The organism is Nocardia sp. NPDC056100 (assembly GCF_042266325.1).
Classification (GTDB): Bacteria; Actinomycetota; Actinomycetes; order Mycobacteriales; family Mycobacteriaceae; genus Nocardia.
Map to the genome: position 1 here is coordinate 40486 of NZ_JBHJVY010000004.1, position 14037 is coordinate 54522.

The following is a 14037-nucleotide window of genomic DNA, read 5'->3' on the forward strand; positions in this document are numbered from 1 at the left end:
CAACCAGTGGAATGAAGCACCTGATGCGGGTTGTCCTCATTGTTTCCCCGGCAGCGGTACATATAGGTCCGTCGGCAGGCCCTGTAGCTCGGGATGGTCCTTGGGAATCTGGTTGCTCCACATGATCTGTGGCGTGGCGCCAGGGTTCTCTTTCCCGATGATGACCGCCTTCCCGTCGTTGATCGCCTGCGTTACTTTGCTCTTCAAGTCTTCTGGCGATGCAGTGGGGTTGTCCGCCCCTATTTGCCGTCCGATGCTGTTGTTGTACAGATCCATCGCTTCCCGATGGGACGGCTGACCAGCGCCCCCCTCATGTGATGTCGCATACTCGTCGGCGAACGTCTCGCCGAATCTCCTGGTGAGCAGCGCGTTCCAGTATGTGTGGCGAAACGCGTCGCCCTGACCGTCGTTCACGGTCGCGCTGAAGTCGCTCTCGTTCGCGGCTTGTGTCGCCATCTTCTTGATGCTGTAGAAGTCGACCAATCCCGCAGGCCCTTCCCGCACGAGCAGTTTTTCCAGGGCTGTCACCTCGGATTTGGTCATGGCATCCGGCGTGAAGGTGGGATCGACGGCCAGGATGGATTGGAGGACAATGCCACTCGGCCATACCTCCATGTCCTCGGGGTTCACCTGGAAATTCAGCAGGATGTTTGCGAGCTTCGGGTCGGTGGGGATGTTCGCCATCCCGATCTTCACCGAATCGGTCAGCTTCTCCAGGACTCCGGCAATGCTCGCGGTTTTGGCATCCTGTTCGAGGACGTTCGCGAGTGCCTCTCTGAACATCCTGGTCAGGACGGTCTCCTCCAACTCTTTGGCGGCGATGGCGCTGACCGGGTTCATCCAGTTGCTCTTCGCAGTCTCCCAGTTGGATTTTCGCGAGACAACCTCGCCGTCATCCTTGTAGAAGAGATCCCATTTGGAGGCGGCGGTCTTGGCGGCCGCGATCTGCATCCGTGCGATTTCGACCTGGAATGTGTTGCAGACACCGGTGATCTCGTCTGCGAGTGCCGCGTAAACATCTACTGTCCCGAGGCCGTCGGTCTTGTCCGTGGCGCCCCGAGTGCGAGCGGCGTCGCCCCCTTCGCCGATGAAGTATTCATCCGACTTGTCGATACGTGTTGCAGCCGAAACCATTTCGGTCTCGATCTCCGGTCCCACCTTCGTCAGGGTGTCCACCACGTCACGCAGATGCTTCAGATTCCAGCCGAGCACGATCGGAACGGTCAGGTTGCCATCCGTCACCGCGGTCCAGCCTTCTGTATATTGCCTGCGTTGGCACCATCCATCCCCTCGGCTGCGGTGGCGGCCGCATCGGTCGTGTCCGCGACCTGCCGCAGCTTGGTGACGTGATATTTCATCACCGTATCCAGGGTCAACACGGTCTCGGAGATTGTGACCGCGATGCGGGAGCCTTTCATTCCCTTGCCTTCATCGATAGCCGCGAGTCGACTTTCATTCGCCACCGGAACTTTCCCCGCGATGGCATCGGCGCGTTCCCGCACGAAGGTTGCGAGCTGCCTCATTCGTTCCGGATCGAATCCGACCATGTGTCAACGCATCCCGTCACATCGAGAAGGTAATGGGGGATGATCCGAATTCGTTCGGGTCTTCCCACTCGGAGGACGCTGCGGCGGGCGCTGTCGCGCGTTCCGTGGTCGCCTCGGCAAACGCCTGTTCGGCAGCGGCCTCGACTTGCTCGGATGCCTGCTTGTGCAGGGCCGCGATTACGGTCGCCAGCCGAGCGGGATCGCTGCTCATCGCATGCGGCGTAATTCGGAGATCGGTGATCATTTTGTAGGCGTCGACTTCCACGACAACCAGACCACCGGACGATCGGGCCCGTCCGCGCACCTTCGCGATCGCGGCATCGATTCGGTCGGCACGTTCGGCAAGCATCTCGTCATCAACCATCCCCCGAATATCCCCCAACTTTCTCAGATCTGACTCCGGTCGCTACCCGAGCGACGGACAACCAACACTAAAGGCCTGATGTCCAACGTTGCAACACAAACGCGCCGGTCCGGCCACGTCGTGCTGTGGGGTACGCCATGCTTGTCTCATTGAATGACGTACGGGGATATCGAACTGCGGTGTTCGCTGATGTCGAGGGTTTTGCCCAGGGGTGGGAAGGCGCGTTGCGGGCAGTTGGAGCGTTCGCAGACGCGGCAGCCCGCGCCGATGGGGGTGGCCTTGGGCTCGTTGAGATCCAGGCCGTCGGCGTAGACGACGCGGCTCGCGTGCCGGAGTTCGCAGCCGAGGCCGATGGCGAACACCTTGCTGGGTTCGCCGTAGCGGGTGGCGCGGCGTTCGACGGTGCGGGCCACCCAGAGGTATTTGCGGCCGTCCGGCATCTGGGCGATCTGGGTCATGATCTTCGCCGGATAGGCGAAGGTCTCGTAGACATTCCACAGGGGGCAGGTGCCGCCGCTGGAGGAGAAGTGAAAGCCGGTGGCGGACTGGCGTTTCGACATATTGCCCGCGCGATCGACGCGGACGAAGGAGAACGGGACGCCGCGCAGGCGGGGACGTTGCAGGGTCGAGAGCCGGTGGCAGATGGTCTCGTACGACTGGGTGAAGAAGGCCGAGAGGCGTTCGATGTCGTAGCGGAAATCCTCAGCCATTTCATGAAAGTGGCTGTAGGGCAACACCGTTGCGGCGGCGAAGTAGTTGGCCAGGCCGAGCTTGGCCAGCACCCGGGACTCCGGACTGGAGAAATTGCCTTCCTCGACCAGCTTCTCGATGAGATCCCCGCACTCCAGATAGGCGAGTTCGGCGGCGAGCTTGAATACCCGCTGCCCGCCAGACAGATGCGGCGCGATTTCCAGGCGGCGCGATTCCGGATCGTATCTGTGCAGCATCCCGTCGCCCAGATCGATGCGCTCGACGATCTGCACACCGTGCGCGGTGGTGAGGCGGCGCGCGATCTCGCGTTTCAGATCGCCGCCGTGGAAGCGCATTCTGGTGGCGAGTTCCTCTGCGGCGGTATCCAATTCGTGAATATAGTTCTGCCGCTGATAGAAGTAGTCGCGCACTTCCTCGTGCGGTTTGGAGATGGCCCCGGAACCGCTGCCGTCGGCGAAACGATCCTCGGTGGCCGCGGCCAGCTGCGCGGTGGTATTGCGATAGCGGCGATGCATATTCACCATGGCGCGCGCCAAACCCGGGTGCGCGGAAACCATTTCGGCGATTTCCTGGGCATCGGCCTCGATGCTCAATTCCTGGTCCATGACGACTTCCTGGAGTTCGGCGATGAGCCGGGTGTCGTCCTGGGAGGAGAAGAATCCGGCGTCCACCCCGAAGACCTCGCTGATGCGCAGCAGGACCGGTACGGTGAGCGGGCGGACGTCATGTTCGATCTGGTTGAGGTAGCTGGCCGAAATCTCCAGCTTCTTGGCGAGGGAGACCTGACTCAGCCCGCGTTCGGTGCGCAGCTGACGCAGCCGCGCACCGACGAAAGTCTTGGCCATGCGCCCAGTTTATGGGCGGTTTCGCAACCCTGCCAACCCGGAATTAACACCCTTGCTGAGGGGTGCGTCACAGGGACGCTCGGCGGAAGGTCCCCGATGTGTCGGACGTCGGCGTTACCGTCGGGTGATGTATTTGTCGCAAGTGGTCGAGGCGTTGCGGGCGGTACGCGCGACTTCATCGCGAAAGATCAAGATCGCAACCCTGGCCGAACTGCTCGGCCAGGCCGGACCAGATGAACTCGCCCAGGTGGTGGCCTGGGTTTCCGGGGAGCTGCCGCAGGGGCGAATCGGCACCGGGTGGCGGACGCTGACCACGATGGAGGTCGAATCCGCGGCGGACTCGACGCTCACGGTCGGCGAGGCGGATCGGGTGTTCACCGAGCTCGCGGGCGTCGGCGGCAGCGGGTCGACGGCGCGCAGGCGAGAATTACTGGCGAAATTGTTCAGCGCCGCGACGAGCGAGGAACACGATTTCGTGCTGCGGCTGCTGACCGGGGAGATGCGGCAGGGGGCGCTGACCGCGATCGTCGCAGAGGCGGTGGCCAAGGCGTTCGAGGTGCCCATCGACGCGGTGCGGCGGGCACACATGCTGTCCGGGCGACTACCGGTGACCGCGGTCGCGGCGTCGACCGGCGGGGTGGCGGCACTGGAGGCGTTCCGGCTCGAGGTGGGGCGGCCCATTCAGCCGATGCTCGCGTCGCCGGGTGCGGCACTCGATGAGGCCATGTCGGAATTCGACGGTGACGTCAGCGTCGAGCACAAAATGGATGGTGCGCGCATTCAGGTGCACCGGGACGGCGATCAGGTGTGGGTATTCACCCGCACACTGCGCGATATCACCAAGAGCGTCCCCGAATTGGTCGGGCGGGTAAGGGAACTCGACTGCACGAGTGTGGTGCTGGACGGGGAGACCTTGGCGCTCAACGATTCCGGTCGCCCACGTCCTTTCCAGGAGACCATGAGCCGGTTCGGCGCGGCGACCGCGCAGGAATTGCTGCTGCACCCGTACTTCTTCGACTGCCTGCATCTGGACGGTGTCGATCTGCTGGACGCGCCACTGCGGGAGCGCCGCGCCGCGCTCACGAAAGTCGCTGGCGCGCTGAGCATTCCGGCGCTCATCGCCCCCGATGCCGAGGCCGCCGCCGAATACTTCGACGGTGCGCTGGCCGCCGGGCACGAGGGCATCATGATCAAGGCCCTGGATGCGCCCTATGCGGCGGGGCGGCGCGGACGGTCCTGGCTGAAGATCAAACCCACGCACACCCTGGATCTGATCGTGCTGGGCGCGGAATGGGGTTACGGCCGTCGCACCGGATACCTGTCGAACCTGCATCTGGGCGCACGGGATCCGGACGGTGGCGAGCCGATCATGGTCGGCAAGACCTTCAAGGGCCTCACCGATGCGCTATTGCAGTGGCAGACAGCGGAATTCCCGCGTCATGAGCGCGAGCGCGACGGCACCACCGTCTACCTGTGGCCGGAGTTGGTGGTCGAGATCGCCATCGACGGCGTCCAGGTCAGCCCCCGCTACCCGGGCGGCCTGGCACTGCGCTTCGCCCGCGTGGTCCGGTATCGCCCCGATAAGGAACCGCATCAGGCCGACACCATCGGCACCCTGCGAGCCCTGCTCCCGGAACCCTCCGCCGCCGCACCGGCCGACTGACCAGGCGTTACGCCCCGGACCCCGGTTCCCAGGAAGTTCACAGCGGGATGGATGCCGGTTCCGAGCTTCGCGGCGCACGATTCATAGGTCGAGCTCGAGCCTGGTGGTTGTCAGGTAACAGCGAACGGGCACTGCCACCGCACTCCCACGCGGGTTCTGTTCGCTGTAAACCCTGGCCCGGGTCTCGACGGTGGGTTGCGCATGGCTCACCTGTGCTGTCGACGGCGTCCCGTACCCTCGCCGGGCGCCGTCGACGACACGAATTCGCGCGGTGATCGATAGTCGATCCGCGCTGTGGTCAGTCCCGTATCCGGGCGATCAGTACTCGTATTCGCGATTCCCGGTCAGATTGGGCAGTCGGCGTCGGCCCGCGGCCAATTCGGTCGCCAGATGTTCGTAGGCCAGGGCGAGTTCGCGCAGTCGCGTCGCCGCCTCGTGCATGGCCTCATCGGCGTACGCGAGTGTCAGGTAGGCCAGCGCCGAGAATTGCGCGAGCCGATCGATCACGGTGCCGACGGTCTCGGTGTGCAGTTGGGCGTCGCGGTCGGCCTTGGGCAGTTCCATCGCCACCCACCGGTCGATATCGAGCACCATGCGGGCTCGTTCGTGGTCGATCAGCCCGGTCGCCCCGGCTTCCGCGGTCAGTCGCTTCTCGTGCAGATCCGCCAATAAGCCCGCGCAGTGCAGCACCGGGTGTCGATCTTCGGGCGGGAGGCCGCGGCAAGCCTGCAGCAGCAGATGTTTCGGCGGGAGCAGAGGCACGGCGGCCATCCTGCTACGCGAATATCTCCGATTGGCAACGACATTCGCGGACGATTGATCAATTTGCGGCGAGTTGCGCCGACACCCACGCGATCACCGTGTCATTCCTGGGCATGTCCTTGTGTGTCACCACGCCCGGGCTCAAATCCTGAACGTATTCGTTTCGGACACCGGGCTCTTCGAGGAATGACGCACCGCCCGCCGGCGTACTGATGGTGTCGTCACGCGTGGCGAGCACCGCGTAGTGCACGCCGGGCTGCGCGATCGGACCGTCGTTCAGGGCGCGGGTGAGATCCGAACCCACCTCGAGGTCCGCGCAGGCGGCGCAGACGACGGGCAGCACGAGTCGATCGGCGGCATCGCGCAGTGCCGGAACCTGATTCGCGAGCTCGGTGACGCCGCCGAGCGTGGTGCCGTGACTGACCGGCGACAGCAGCAACGCCGCGTGCACATTCGCCGCCCGGCCCAGGTTCTTGGCGTAGTACTCGGCAATGGTGCCGCCCTGTGAATGCCCGACGATATCCACTCGGCTCGCACCGGTCGCGGCCAGTACGCCGTCGATATAGGCCGCCATCTCATCGGCCGAACTCCGCACCGCGGCGATACCGCCGAACGGAATCAGCGGCGAATCCTTGCCGTAGCTGGGCGCGAAGACGCAGTATCCGGCATCGGTCAGCCTGGGGCCCAGCACATTCCACGCGGTGGCGTCGTCCGCCGTACCGTGCAGCAGCACCACCGGATACGGATGCTCCGCACTCGGATGACAGGTCTGCGCCGCCTCTGCCGAGGCGGCGACCGTACCGATCAAGGTCGCGGAACCCGTCAGCGCTACCGCGATGCCGCCCGCCAGTACGGTCTTCGCGGCGGTGCGTGCGGCCCGGATGATGTGACGCATGGATCCTCGGTTCAGTCGTGCGGGAGCCCGACGGTACGCACGGCGGAAGTGAATTCGCCGTACTCGATATTCTTTGTCCCGCTCCATAATTGCTGAGCCATGATCGGCAGGCGAGTCAGTACCGGGGCGATCATCTGCTGTTCGGTCATGGTGGTCGGATCATCGGCCCAGATACAGAGTTTCGCGCCGAGCAGCTGGGATTGCTGATCCGGGCGCAGCCGGGTGCCGTTCACGAAAAGGCCCGGATCCCAGGCGTACAGCAGTTCCGGCGGGGAGTTCAGCGGTGCGGCGTAGCCGCCGGTAGCCCAATATGTGGGGGTGAAGGCGGCATTGCTCAGCGTGTAGCCGCGGTCGGCGAGTTGTTCCGGACCGCCGTCGGTTCCGATCCACGGCAGCAGGCCGTTTCCGGCCGTCCAATGATCGACGATGATCGAATTGTCGACGGGGATACGGCTGTCGCGCGGGATGCCGTCATTCCAGATGCGCGCCGTCTTACCGTACGAACGCACGATGTCATTGGCCCAGTTGAAGGTCTCCGCGACCAGCTCCGGGCCTCCTAGCTGTGGATAGCGACTGTAATCGCTGACGTACTCATCGCCGCCGAGATGGAAATAGCGGCCGGGAAACAGCGGAAGGTATTCGCGCAGTAGATCTTCGATGAGCGGCCGGGCGCGGGGATTCGACAGATCGATGCGCCCGTCGGCGGAACCGCTCAGCACGCTGTCCGTGACGGCGTCCAGGGGACCGGTGGTGGCCGGGTGCAGGATCAAGTCGGGATGCGCTGCGAGGATGGCGTTCATATGTCCGGGGAAGCCGATCTCCGGCACCACCTCGATACCGTATTCGCCCGCGTAGGCGATGATTTCGGCGATATCGGCGCGGCTGTAATGCTCCGGTGAGGTGATCTCGGGATGTGATCGGCTTTCCAGCCGGAAGCCGTAGTGATCCGAGAGATGCAGTTGCAGCAGGTTCATCCGGTAGTACGCCATCTCCCGAATGCGCTGCTTGATCCAGTCGACGGTGAGGAACTTGCGACCCAGATCCAGCAGCATCCCGCGCTCGCGGTAGTCCGGCCAATCCGTCACGGTTCCGGTGGGCACCGTGGCGGATTGGGAAAACCATTGCAGCAGAGTCTGTGTCGCGTGTATCGCGCCCGCTGCGCTCCGCGTGGTGGCGGTGATCGCCGCGCCGATCTCGATGCGATAGGACTCCGGGCGTTCGGGTCCGGAATCGTCGATGCGCAACACCACATCACCGGGCCCGGGCACGCCATTCCCCTCCGTGATGGTGCGCCCGGCTCGGTTCATCTCGGCCGCGAAACGCGCGGCAATCGATGCGGCGGGGCCCGGGGCGAGAATTCGCGCCGCTCCGCCGAGCGTGAAACTGCCTGATCCGGCGGCGAACTCGTGCACGCTCGGCACACTGATCGGAAGGGTGGCGATGTCGGCCCGTGCGCCGGGGGCGACGGTGCACAGTGCCACCGCCGCCAGCACCGCGAGCGCACCCGGCTTTCCGGCCCCACTGTGCCGCAACGATTTCACGATCCGCTGACCGGAAGCTCGACCGCCGACGGCGAACCGAAGACGACCGTGCTCCCCATCGGCGTCGAACTCTCGAACGGGATCGGATCCTGGGTGGTGACGGTGAGCGTCAGCCGGTGCCCGGGCGCGAGATTCCAATACGTCGGCGCGAGGTCCCATTCCAGCGTGGCGGGCACACCGGGCGTGAGACCATGCCGGGTGATCGGCCAGTAGCTGATGGTCTTGCCGGTGCCGTCCGGGCTCTCGTCGTAGAGGATGCCGATCATGGTGAGATCCGGCCCGGGCGGTGCGGCGGTAATGCGCAGGTGCGGTGTACCGGACAGCACGCCGCCACCGGCGAACGGCTCGGTGCGCCATACCCCCGCCGCGTTACGGTCCACGGTGCCGAGCGGAATGGCCGGGGCCAGCCCCAATTGCGCCAGCGAGCCGGTGACATACGGGATCGCGGCGACGGCGGTGGTCGGCGTGGAAATCATTGCCTGACTCCATGATTCGCCGGGATCCGCCCCCATGACCCCGCCGCCGGGCGCGGACAGCGCGAACTCGCGCGCCGCGATCTCCGCCGCACCGACCGACGAGAAGTGCACCAGCGCAGCCGGATCGGGCAGCAGGCTCACCGTATTGGCGGGCTGGATATTGACCGTCGGTTCCCGGTCGATACCGTTGTCGGCCCCGTTGACGTAGTGATCCAGCCAGCGCAGACCCGCGTCCCAGATCGAATTCGGCAGTCCGGCGACACCGCCCGCACCGCCGCCGGTGGAGTGATCACCGGGCACCACGTACAGCATCTTGGGCCCGGTCAGCTGATCGAACATGGAGTAGATCGGCCCGACCGGCAGCAGGCTGTCCTGCCAGTCGTGCGCCAGGAACACCGCCGTGCCATTGGCATTGAGCTGCGGGATCGCCTTGGCCAGCAGATGCCGATTCGGCAGTGCGGCAAAGGCGTTGGCATTGTGGTTCACGATGGCGTCGAGCCCGTGCGTCACCAGTTCCGGGCTGAATCGATTGGTGGCCGCGCCCGCGACGGTGAGCGCGATCGGCCCGCCGGTCTTGGGCGTGCCATTGGGTGCGAGCGCCTCGGTGACATCACCGGGCGGGGAATCGGCCACGATCGCCTTGATGCGCGGATCATGCGCCGCCGCGATCAAACTCATGCCCGCGCCGTACGATCCGCCCGCGATGGCGATGCGATCCGGGTCGATATTGAGGTTCGCGATGGCCCAGTCGATGAGCGCCGACGCGTCCTCGGCATCCTTCTCACCCAGCAGGTCGACCTCACCGCCGGACAGGTACATACCGCGCGCGGTGTATTCGATGGAGACGAATCCCTCTCCGCTGGAGAGCTTGTACGCCGATCCGATGCTCCCGACCGCGGGCATGCCCCAGCCGGAAGGTTGCAGTACCAGCGGGTTCCTATGCTCGGCCAGATCCGGCGGTGCGGTGATCACCGCGTTGATCGGCACCCCGTCCGCCCCGGGCAGGAAGAGCGTGGTCGCCTGTCCGCCGGGAATCGGCACGGCGGCGGCGGGTGCGAGGCATACCGCGCTGCCGGTGGCGAGCAGTGCGGCGGCGAGCGCGCCGAGCAGTGGTGTTCGCATGGCCGCCCTCACCGCAGGGTCGCGAGCAGTTGACCGAGGTTGTGCAGCAACGACATCGGTGACATGAGCAGATATCCGAGGATCGTGCCGATCAGATCTGGGGCGGGCAGTTCATGCATGAGAAGTCCTCTGAGACAGCGCCGGATTTATCGGTGCATCCGAGAGTAAGTGCGCATTTCTGCTCTGTCTATAGAGAAATCGATCATTAACAATCATTCAATCTGGACGCGGCAGTACCCGGGGAAGTTCCGGTTTTCACTGGCTCAGACGAGGTCCACCCGGACCCCGGCGGCGCGCAGTTCGGCCACCGATTCCGGATCGGCATCGCTGTCGGTGACCAGCACGTGAATCCGGTCGATGGGACAGATCCGCGCCAGCGCGGTGCGATGCAGTTTGTCCGAGGTCGCCACCGCGATGACATGCTGTGCGCGGCGCACCATTTCGGCGTTCACCCCCGACTCGTCCAGGTGGGTGCACTGCGCCCCACCCTCCACCGAGATCGCGTTCACCCCGAGAATCACCGTGTCCAAACGCAATTCGGCCAGCGACCGCTCGGCCAGCGGCCCATGCAGCTCATACGACTCCCGCCGCGCCATCCCGCCCAGGCAGATGGTCCGCAGATACGGCCGCAACACCATCTCCGCCGCGATATTCAGCGCATTGGTGACCAGCGTCAACCGCTCATCGGTGGCGGTCGCAAGATCCGGCCGTGTCGCCAGCGCCCGCGCGACCGCGGTGGTCGTCGTCCCCCCGTTCAAGCCCACCACAGCATGCGTATCGATAAGCCCCGCAGCATGTTCCGCGATCCGCTGCTTCGCCTCATCCCCGAGCCGATACCGCGCGGGCAGGTCATAGGCCACCGAGGTGGCCACGATCCCCCCGTGCGTCCGCGTCGCCAACTGCTGCTCGGCCAGCGCCGTGAAGTCCCGCCGCACCGTGGCGGGGGAGACGCCGAGTCGCTCGGACGCCTCCTCCACCGAGAGCCGCCCCGCCTCGGCGAGCAACTCCAGCAGACGGTTCCAGCGCATGGGCCTATCGGCCGCTGCGGTCATTTCACGCTTCCCGCGGTGAGACCGGCGACCAGGCGTTTTTCGATAACTGCGAAGAGGATGACGACCGGCACGATACCGACCGTAGAGATGGCGAAGACGTATTGCCAAGCCGTGTCGTACTGGCCGATGAATTTGGTGAGGGCTACGGACAGTGGCTGATTCTCCGGGGTGGTGAGAATGACCAGGCTGGCGGCGAATTCGTTCCAGCAGGCGACCACGGTGAAGATGGTGGCGGTCACTATGCCGGGCCAGACCAGGGGCAGGCTGACCCGGGTGAGGATTTGCAGGCGGGACAGGCCGTCGAGTTGGGCGGCCTCCTCGATCTCGACCGGGACCGAGGCGAAGAAGCTGTGCAGGATCCAGACCGCGAAGGACAGGTTGAAGGCGGAGTTCACCAGGATCATGGCCAGCCAGGTGTCATTGATGCCGAGGGTGAAGAACTCCCGGATCAGGCCGGTCACCAGCACGGTCGGTTGCAGCATCTGGGTGATCAGCACCAGGCCCAGGAAGGCCACGCGGCCCGGAAAGCGGCGGCGCGCGGTGTAATACGCGGCGGGGATCGCCACGAGGAGGACCAGCAGGGTTGCCGCCACCGAGATGACGATGGTGCTGACCATATTGAACGCCAGCGGGGTTTCCGGGGTGTTCCACATGGTGGAGTAGTTGTCCGGATGCCACTGCTGCGGCAGATACGTCGGCGGGATGTGCAGGATCTCGGCGCGCGATTTCAGCGAACCCAGCACCATCACGATGTACGGGATCAGGAAGATCGCCGCGAGTAGGACACCCACCGCGGTGAGTTCCCAGCGCCGCCGTTTGCGTCGCGGTGTGCGGGCGTCCGGCTTGCGCTGTTCGTGCGGCAGCGGCGCTGCGATCGTCATGCGTCCACCTGCTCGGTCGGGCGGATCACCTTCACGTAGATCGCGATGATCACCACGATCAGCACGAAGTTCAGCACGCTCATGGCGGCGGCCGTATCGACCTGCTGGTTCTGCCGAATCAGCTTGAACGTCAAGGTGGTTGTGGTGTCGGCGGAGAAGCCCGCGATGCTGCCGGTCAGGACCTGCAGGATGGGCAGCGAATTGAAGACGTTGATGATGTTGATGATGGCGGCGACCGCGATCGCCGGGCGCAGCTGCGGCAGCGTGATGTGCCGATAGCGCTGCCAGGAATTCGCGCCGTCCACCCGGCCCGCCTCCTGCACCTCGGCCGGAATCGATTGCAGCCCGGCCAGAATCGTGTACGTGGTGAAGGGTACCGAGACGAATACGCCGACCACGACCGCCACGATGAACGCCTGCGTCGGCTGTTTGGTGAAACCGTAACCGCGATCGAGCAGGCCGATATCGACCAGGAACCGGTTCACGATGCCGACATCCGGATCGAGCAGGTAGTAGAAGATCGTCGTCGTCATCACCACCGACGCCGCCCACGGCACCAGCACCGCCATCCGCACCGCGGTGCGACCCGGGAAATCCTTGTTCAGGAATTGCGCCAGCGCGGCCGAGAGCAGCAGCGTCAATCCGACCACCGCCACCACCCACACCACCGTGTGCACCAGGATCGGCCCGAGCTCCGGAATCGCGAAAAGCCTGCGGTAGTTGGCGAATCCGGCCGGACCCTGATCCTGCCCGTACGGGCTCAGCGCCCGGGTGCTGGTCCACAGCATGTACCCGGCGGGGAAGACCACGATCGCCGCGATCAGCACCAGCACCGGGCCGATCCACGGCAGGGCGGCCAGCCCCGCCGTGAATCGTGTTGTCCGCCTGCTCAACTCGCCGCCTGCGTGATCTTCTTCAGCACATCGGCCGGATCCGCGCCCTGCGCGATGGTGCCCATCTGCTGTTTGATCGCGCCCTGCACCGCACCCCATTTGGGATTGTTGCTCGGGTAGAACTTCGCGACCGGGAGGGTGGCGGCGAAGATCTTGGTCACCGGATCGTCGGCCAGTGCGGTGACCGCGCTCTTGGTGATCGGGATGAAGTGCTCGCTCTTGACGAAGTTCGAGTACACGTCGGCGGTGTAGAAGTAGTCCAGGAACTTGCGGATGGAGTCCTGCTTCTTGCCGTCCTTCTTGAACGCCATCAGATGATCTGCCACGCCGAGCGTGACGGGTGCGCCGGTCTCGGTGGGCGAGGGCGCGGTGGCGTACTTCAGCGCCGGATTCTTATCGCTGATCATGCCGAGCACCGGGGGCAGGCCCTCGATCATGCCGATCTTGCCCTGGATGAAGGCGTTGATCACGTCCTTGCGGTCGGTCGCGCCCGGATTCGGCTGTGTCACACCGGCATCGGCGATTGCCTTCATGGCCTTCACGCCGGCCAGGTTCTGCGGGGTGTCGATGGTGAGATTGCCGCCGTCGGACCAGTTTCCGCCCGCGCCGAAGGTCCAGATGGAAGTTTCGCCCTGTGCCTCTTCACTTCCCAGCGGCAGCCCGTAACCGGAGACGCCGCCGCCGAGCGCCTGGATCTTCTTGGCGTCGTCGGTGAGTTCGGCCCAGGTCTTGGGCGGGGTGGTGATGCCCGCTTTCTCGAATAGCTCGGAGTTGTAGAACAGCGTGCGGGTGGAGGCGAACAGCGGTAGCGCCCACTGGGTTCCGTCGATGGTCGCGTTCTGTGCGAAGGCGGGCTGGATATCGGCCAGGGTGGCGTCGGAGGTGACCTCCTTGGCCGAGTAGAGCAGTTTGTCCTTGGCGAAGGTGGAGTACGCGTCGATGTTCAGGATGTCCGGGGTGGTGGACTGCGATTGCAGTTTGGTGCGCACCACGTCATTGATGCTGTTCCAGGACTCGATCTGGAGATCGACCTTGATGCCCGGATTCTTGTCGTGGAATCCGCTGATGATGTTGTCCCACAGCGCCTTGGTGCCGTGCGCGCCATCGCTGTAGGAGGGCACGAGCAGTTTGACGGTGTTCGGGTCGTTATCGTCGGAGCTCTTGGAACCGAAGCCGCAGGACGAGGCGGCCAGCACCGCCGCGGTGAGCACGGCTACGCCGGTGAGTGTCCGATGGAGACGTCTTTTCACTTGTCGAACCTTTCGATACACACACCCGGGTCAAA

At 64.8% G+C, this 14037-nt stretch carries 13 protein-coding genes; 1 reads left to right on the forward strand and 12 read right to left on the reverse strand.

Annotated elements, in window-relative coordinates:
- Positions 1 to 36 precede the first annotated feature (36 nt).
- From ACFC0O_RS30785 to ramB, 4 genes are all read right to left on the reverse strand, one after another.
- Positions 37 to 1242 carry a DUF6973 domain-containing protein gene (locus ACFC0O_RS30785; RefSeq protein ID WP_375964061.1) on the reverse strand — a complete coding sequence of 402 codons (1206 nt, stop codon included), beginning with the start codon at positions 1240 to 1242 and terminating at the stop codon, positions 37 to 39.
- Positions 1239 to 1547, reverse strand: coding sequence for a type VII secretion target (locus tag ACFC0O_RS30790; protein ID WP_375964063.1), 309 nt, complete (start codon positions 1545 to 1547; stop codon positions 1239 to 1241). Before ACFC0O_RS30790 ends, ACFC0O_RS30785 begins: the two co-directional genes overlap by 4 nt.
- A gap of 16 nt (positions 1548 to 1563) precedes the next feature.
- Entirely contained in the window at positions 1564 to 1911 is a 348-nt protein-coding gene (locus ACFC0O_RS30795; RefSeq protein WP_375964065.1) for a YbaB/EbfC family nucleoid-associated protein, read from the reverse strand.
- Between the two features lie 146 nt (positions 1912 to 2057).
- The gene (ramB, locus tag ACFC0O_RS30800) at positions 2058 to 3467 is read right to left on the reverse strand and encodes an acetate metabolism transcriptional regulator RamB (protein ID WP_364649408.1); all 1410 of its coding nucleotides are present in this window, start codon (positions 3465 to 3467) and stop codon (positions 2058 to 2060) included.
- A 127-nt stretch (positions 3468 to 3594) separates the two neighbouring features.
- Between ramB and ACFC0O_RS30805 the strand changes: the two genes are divergently transcribed.
- The gene (locus ACFC0O_RS30805) at positions 3595 to 5130 is read left to right on the forward strand and encodes an ATP-dependent DNA ligase (RefSeq protein WP_375964067.1); all 1536 of its coding nucleotides are present in this window, start codon (positions 3595 to 3597) and stop codon (positions 5128 to 5130) included.
- 318 nt (positions 5131 to 5448) lie between these two features.
- On the opposite strand, the gene ACFC0O_RS30810 is transcribed toward ACFC0O_RS30805, so the two are convergent.
- The 8 genes from ACFC0O_RS30810 to ACFC0O_RS30845 all read right to left on the reverse strand — a co-directional run bounded on the left by ACFC0O_RS30810 (position 5449) and on the right by ACFC0O_RS30845 (position 14002).
- Positions 5449 to 5901, reverse strand: a complete 453-nt coding sequence (locus tag ACFC0O_RS30810; protein WP_364649402.1) for a DUF4254 domain-containing protein — start codon at positions 5899 to 5901, stop codon at positions 5449 to 5451.
- A 49-nt stretch (positions 5902 to 5950) separates the two neighbouring features.
- Positions 5951 to 6787, reverse strand: a complete 837-nt coding sequence (locus ACFC0O_RS30815) for an esterase/lipase family protein (protein WP_375964071.1) — start codon at positions 6785 to 6787, stop codon at positions 5951 to 5953.
- A gap of 11 nt (positions 6788 to 6798) precedes the next feature.
- Positions 6799 to 8319 carry a glycoside hydrolase family 20 protein gene (locus tag ACFC0O_RS30820; protein ID WP_375964073.1) on the reverse strand — a complete coding sequence of 507 codons (1521 nt, stop codon included), beginning with the start codon at positions 8317 to 8319 and terminating at the stop codon, positions 6799 to 6801.
- Positions 8320 to 8324: 5 nt separating this feature from the next.
- Complete coding sequence (locus tag ACFC0O_RS30825) at positions 8325 to 9926, reverse strand: CocE/NonD family hydrolase (RefSeq protein ID WP_375964076.1); 1602 nt, start codon at positions 9924 to 9926, stop codon at positions 8325 to 8327.
- A gap of 263 nt (positions 9927 to 10189) precedes the next feature.
- Positions 10190 to 10978, reverse strand: a complete 789-nt coding sequence (locus ACFC0O_RS30830; RefSeq protein ID WP_375964078.1) for a DeoR/GlpR family DNA-binding transcription regulator — start codon at positions 10976 to 10978, stop codon at positions 10190 to 10192.
- Positions 10975 to 11859, reverse strand: a complete 885-nt coding sequence (locus ACFC0O_RS30835; protein ID WP_375964080.1) for a carbohydrate ABC transporter permease — start codon at positions 11857 to 11859, stop codon at positions 10975 to 10977. Before ACFC0O_RS30835 ends, ACFC0O_RS30830 begins: the two co-directional genes overlap by 4 nt.
- Positions 11856 to 12752 (reverse strand): carbohydrate ABC transporter permease, encoded by an 897-nt coding sequence (locus tag ACFC0O_RS30840; RefSeq protein ID WP_375964083.1) that lies wholly within the window; start codon positions 12750 to 12752, stop codon positions 11856 to 11858. Before ACFC0O_RS30840 ends, ACFC0O_RS30835 begins: the two co-directional genes overlap by 4 nt.
- Positions 12749 to 14002, reverse strand: coding sequence for an extracellular solute-binding protein (locus ACFC0O_RS30845; RefSeq protein WP_375964086.1), 1254 nt, complete (start codon positions 14000 to 14002; stop codon positions 12749 to 12751). The genes ACFC0O_RS30840 and ACFC0O_RS30845 overlap by 4 nt, the downstream gene beginning before the upstream one ends.
- Positions 14003 to 14037: the final 35 nt, after the last annotated feature.

Excerpts from the sequence above, each read along its gene's own strand:
- ramB (WP_364649408.1), bottom strand. The coding sequence starts at position 3,467 with ATGGCCAAGACTTTCGTCGGTGCGCGGCTGCGTCAGCTGCGCACCGAA.
- ACFC0O_RS30805 (WP_375964067.1), top strand. The coding sequence starts at position 3,595 with ATGTATTTGTCGCAAGTGGTCGAGGCGTTGCGGGCGGTACGCGCGACT.
- ACFC0O_RS30835 (WP_375964080.1), bottom strand. The coding sequence starts at position 11,859 with ATGACGATCGCAGCGCCGCTGCCGCACGAACAGCGCAAGCCGGACGCC.
- ACFC0O_RS30795 (WP_375964065.1), bottom strand. The coding sequence starts at position 1,911 with ATGGTTGATGACGAGATGCTTGCCGAACGTGCCGACCGAATCGATGCC.
- ACFC0O_RS30825 (WP_375964076.1), bottom strand. The coding sequence starts at position 9,926 with ATGCGAACACCACTGCTCGGCGCGCTCGCCGCCGCACTGCTCGCCACC.
- ACFC0O_RS30815 (WP_375964071.1), bottom strand. The coding sequence starts at position 6,787 with ATGCGTCACATCATCCGGGCCGCACGCACCGCCGCGAAGACCGTACTG.
- ACFC0O_RS30790 (WP_375964063.1), bottom strand. The coding sequence starts at position 1,547 with ATGGTCGGATTCGATCCGGAACGAATGAGGCAGCTCGCAACCTTCGTG.
- ACFC0O_RS30810 (WP_364649402.1), bottom strand. The coding sequence starts at position 5,901 with ATGGCCGCCGTGCCTCTGCTCCCGCCGAAACATCTGCTGCTGCAGGCT.
- ACFC0O_RS30830 (WP_375964078.1), bottom strand. The coding sequence starts at position 10,978 with ATGACCGCAGCGGCCGATAGGCCCATGCGCTGGAACCGTCTGCTGGAG.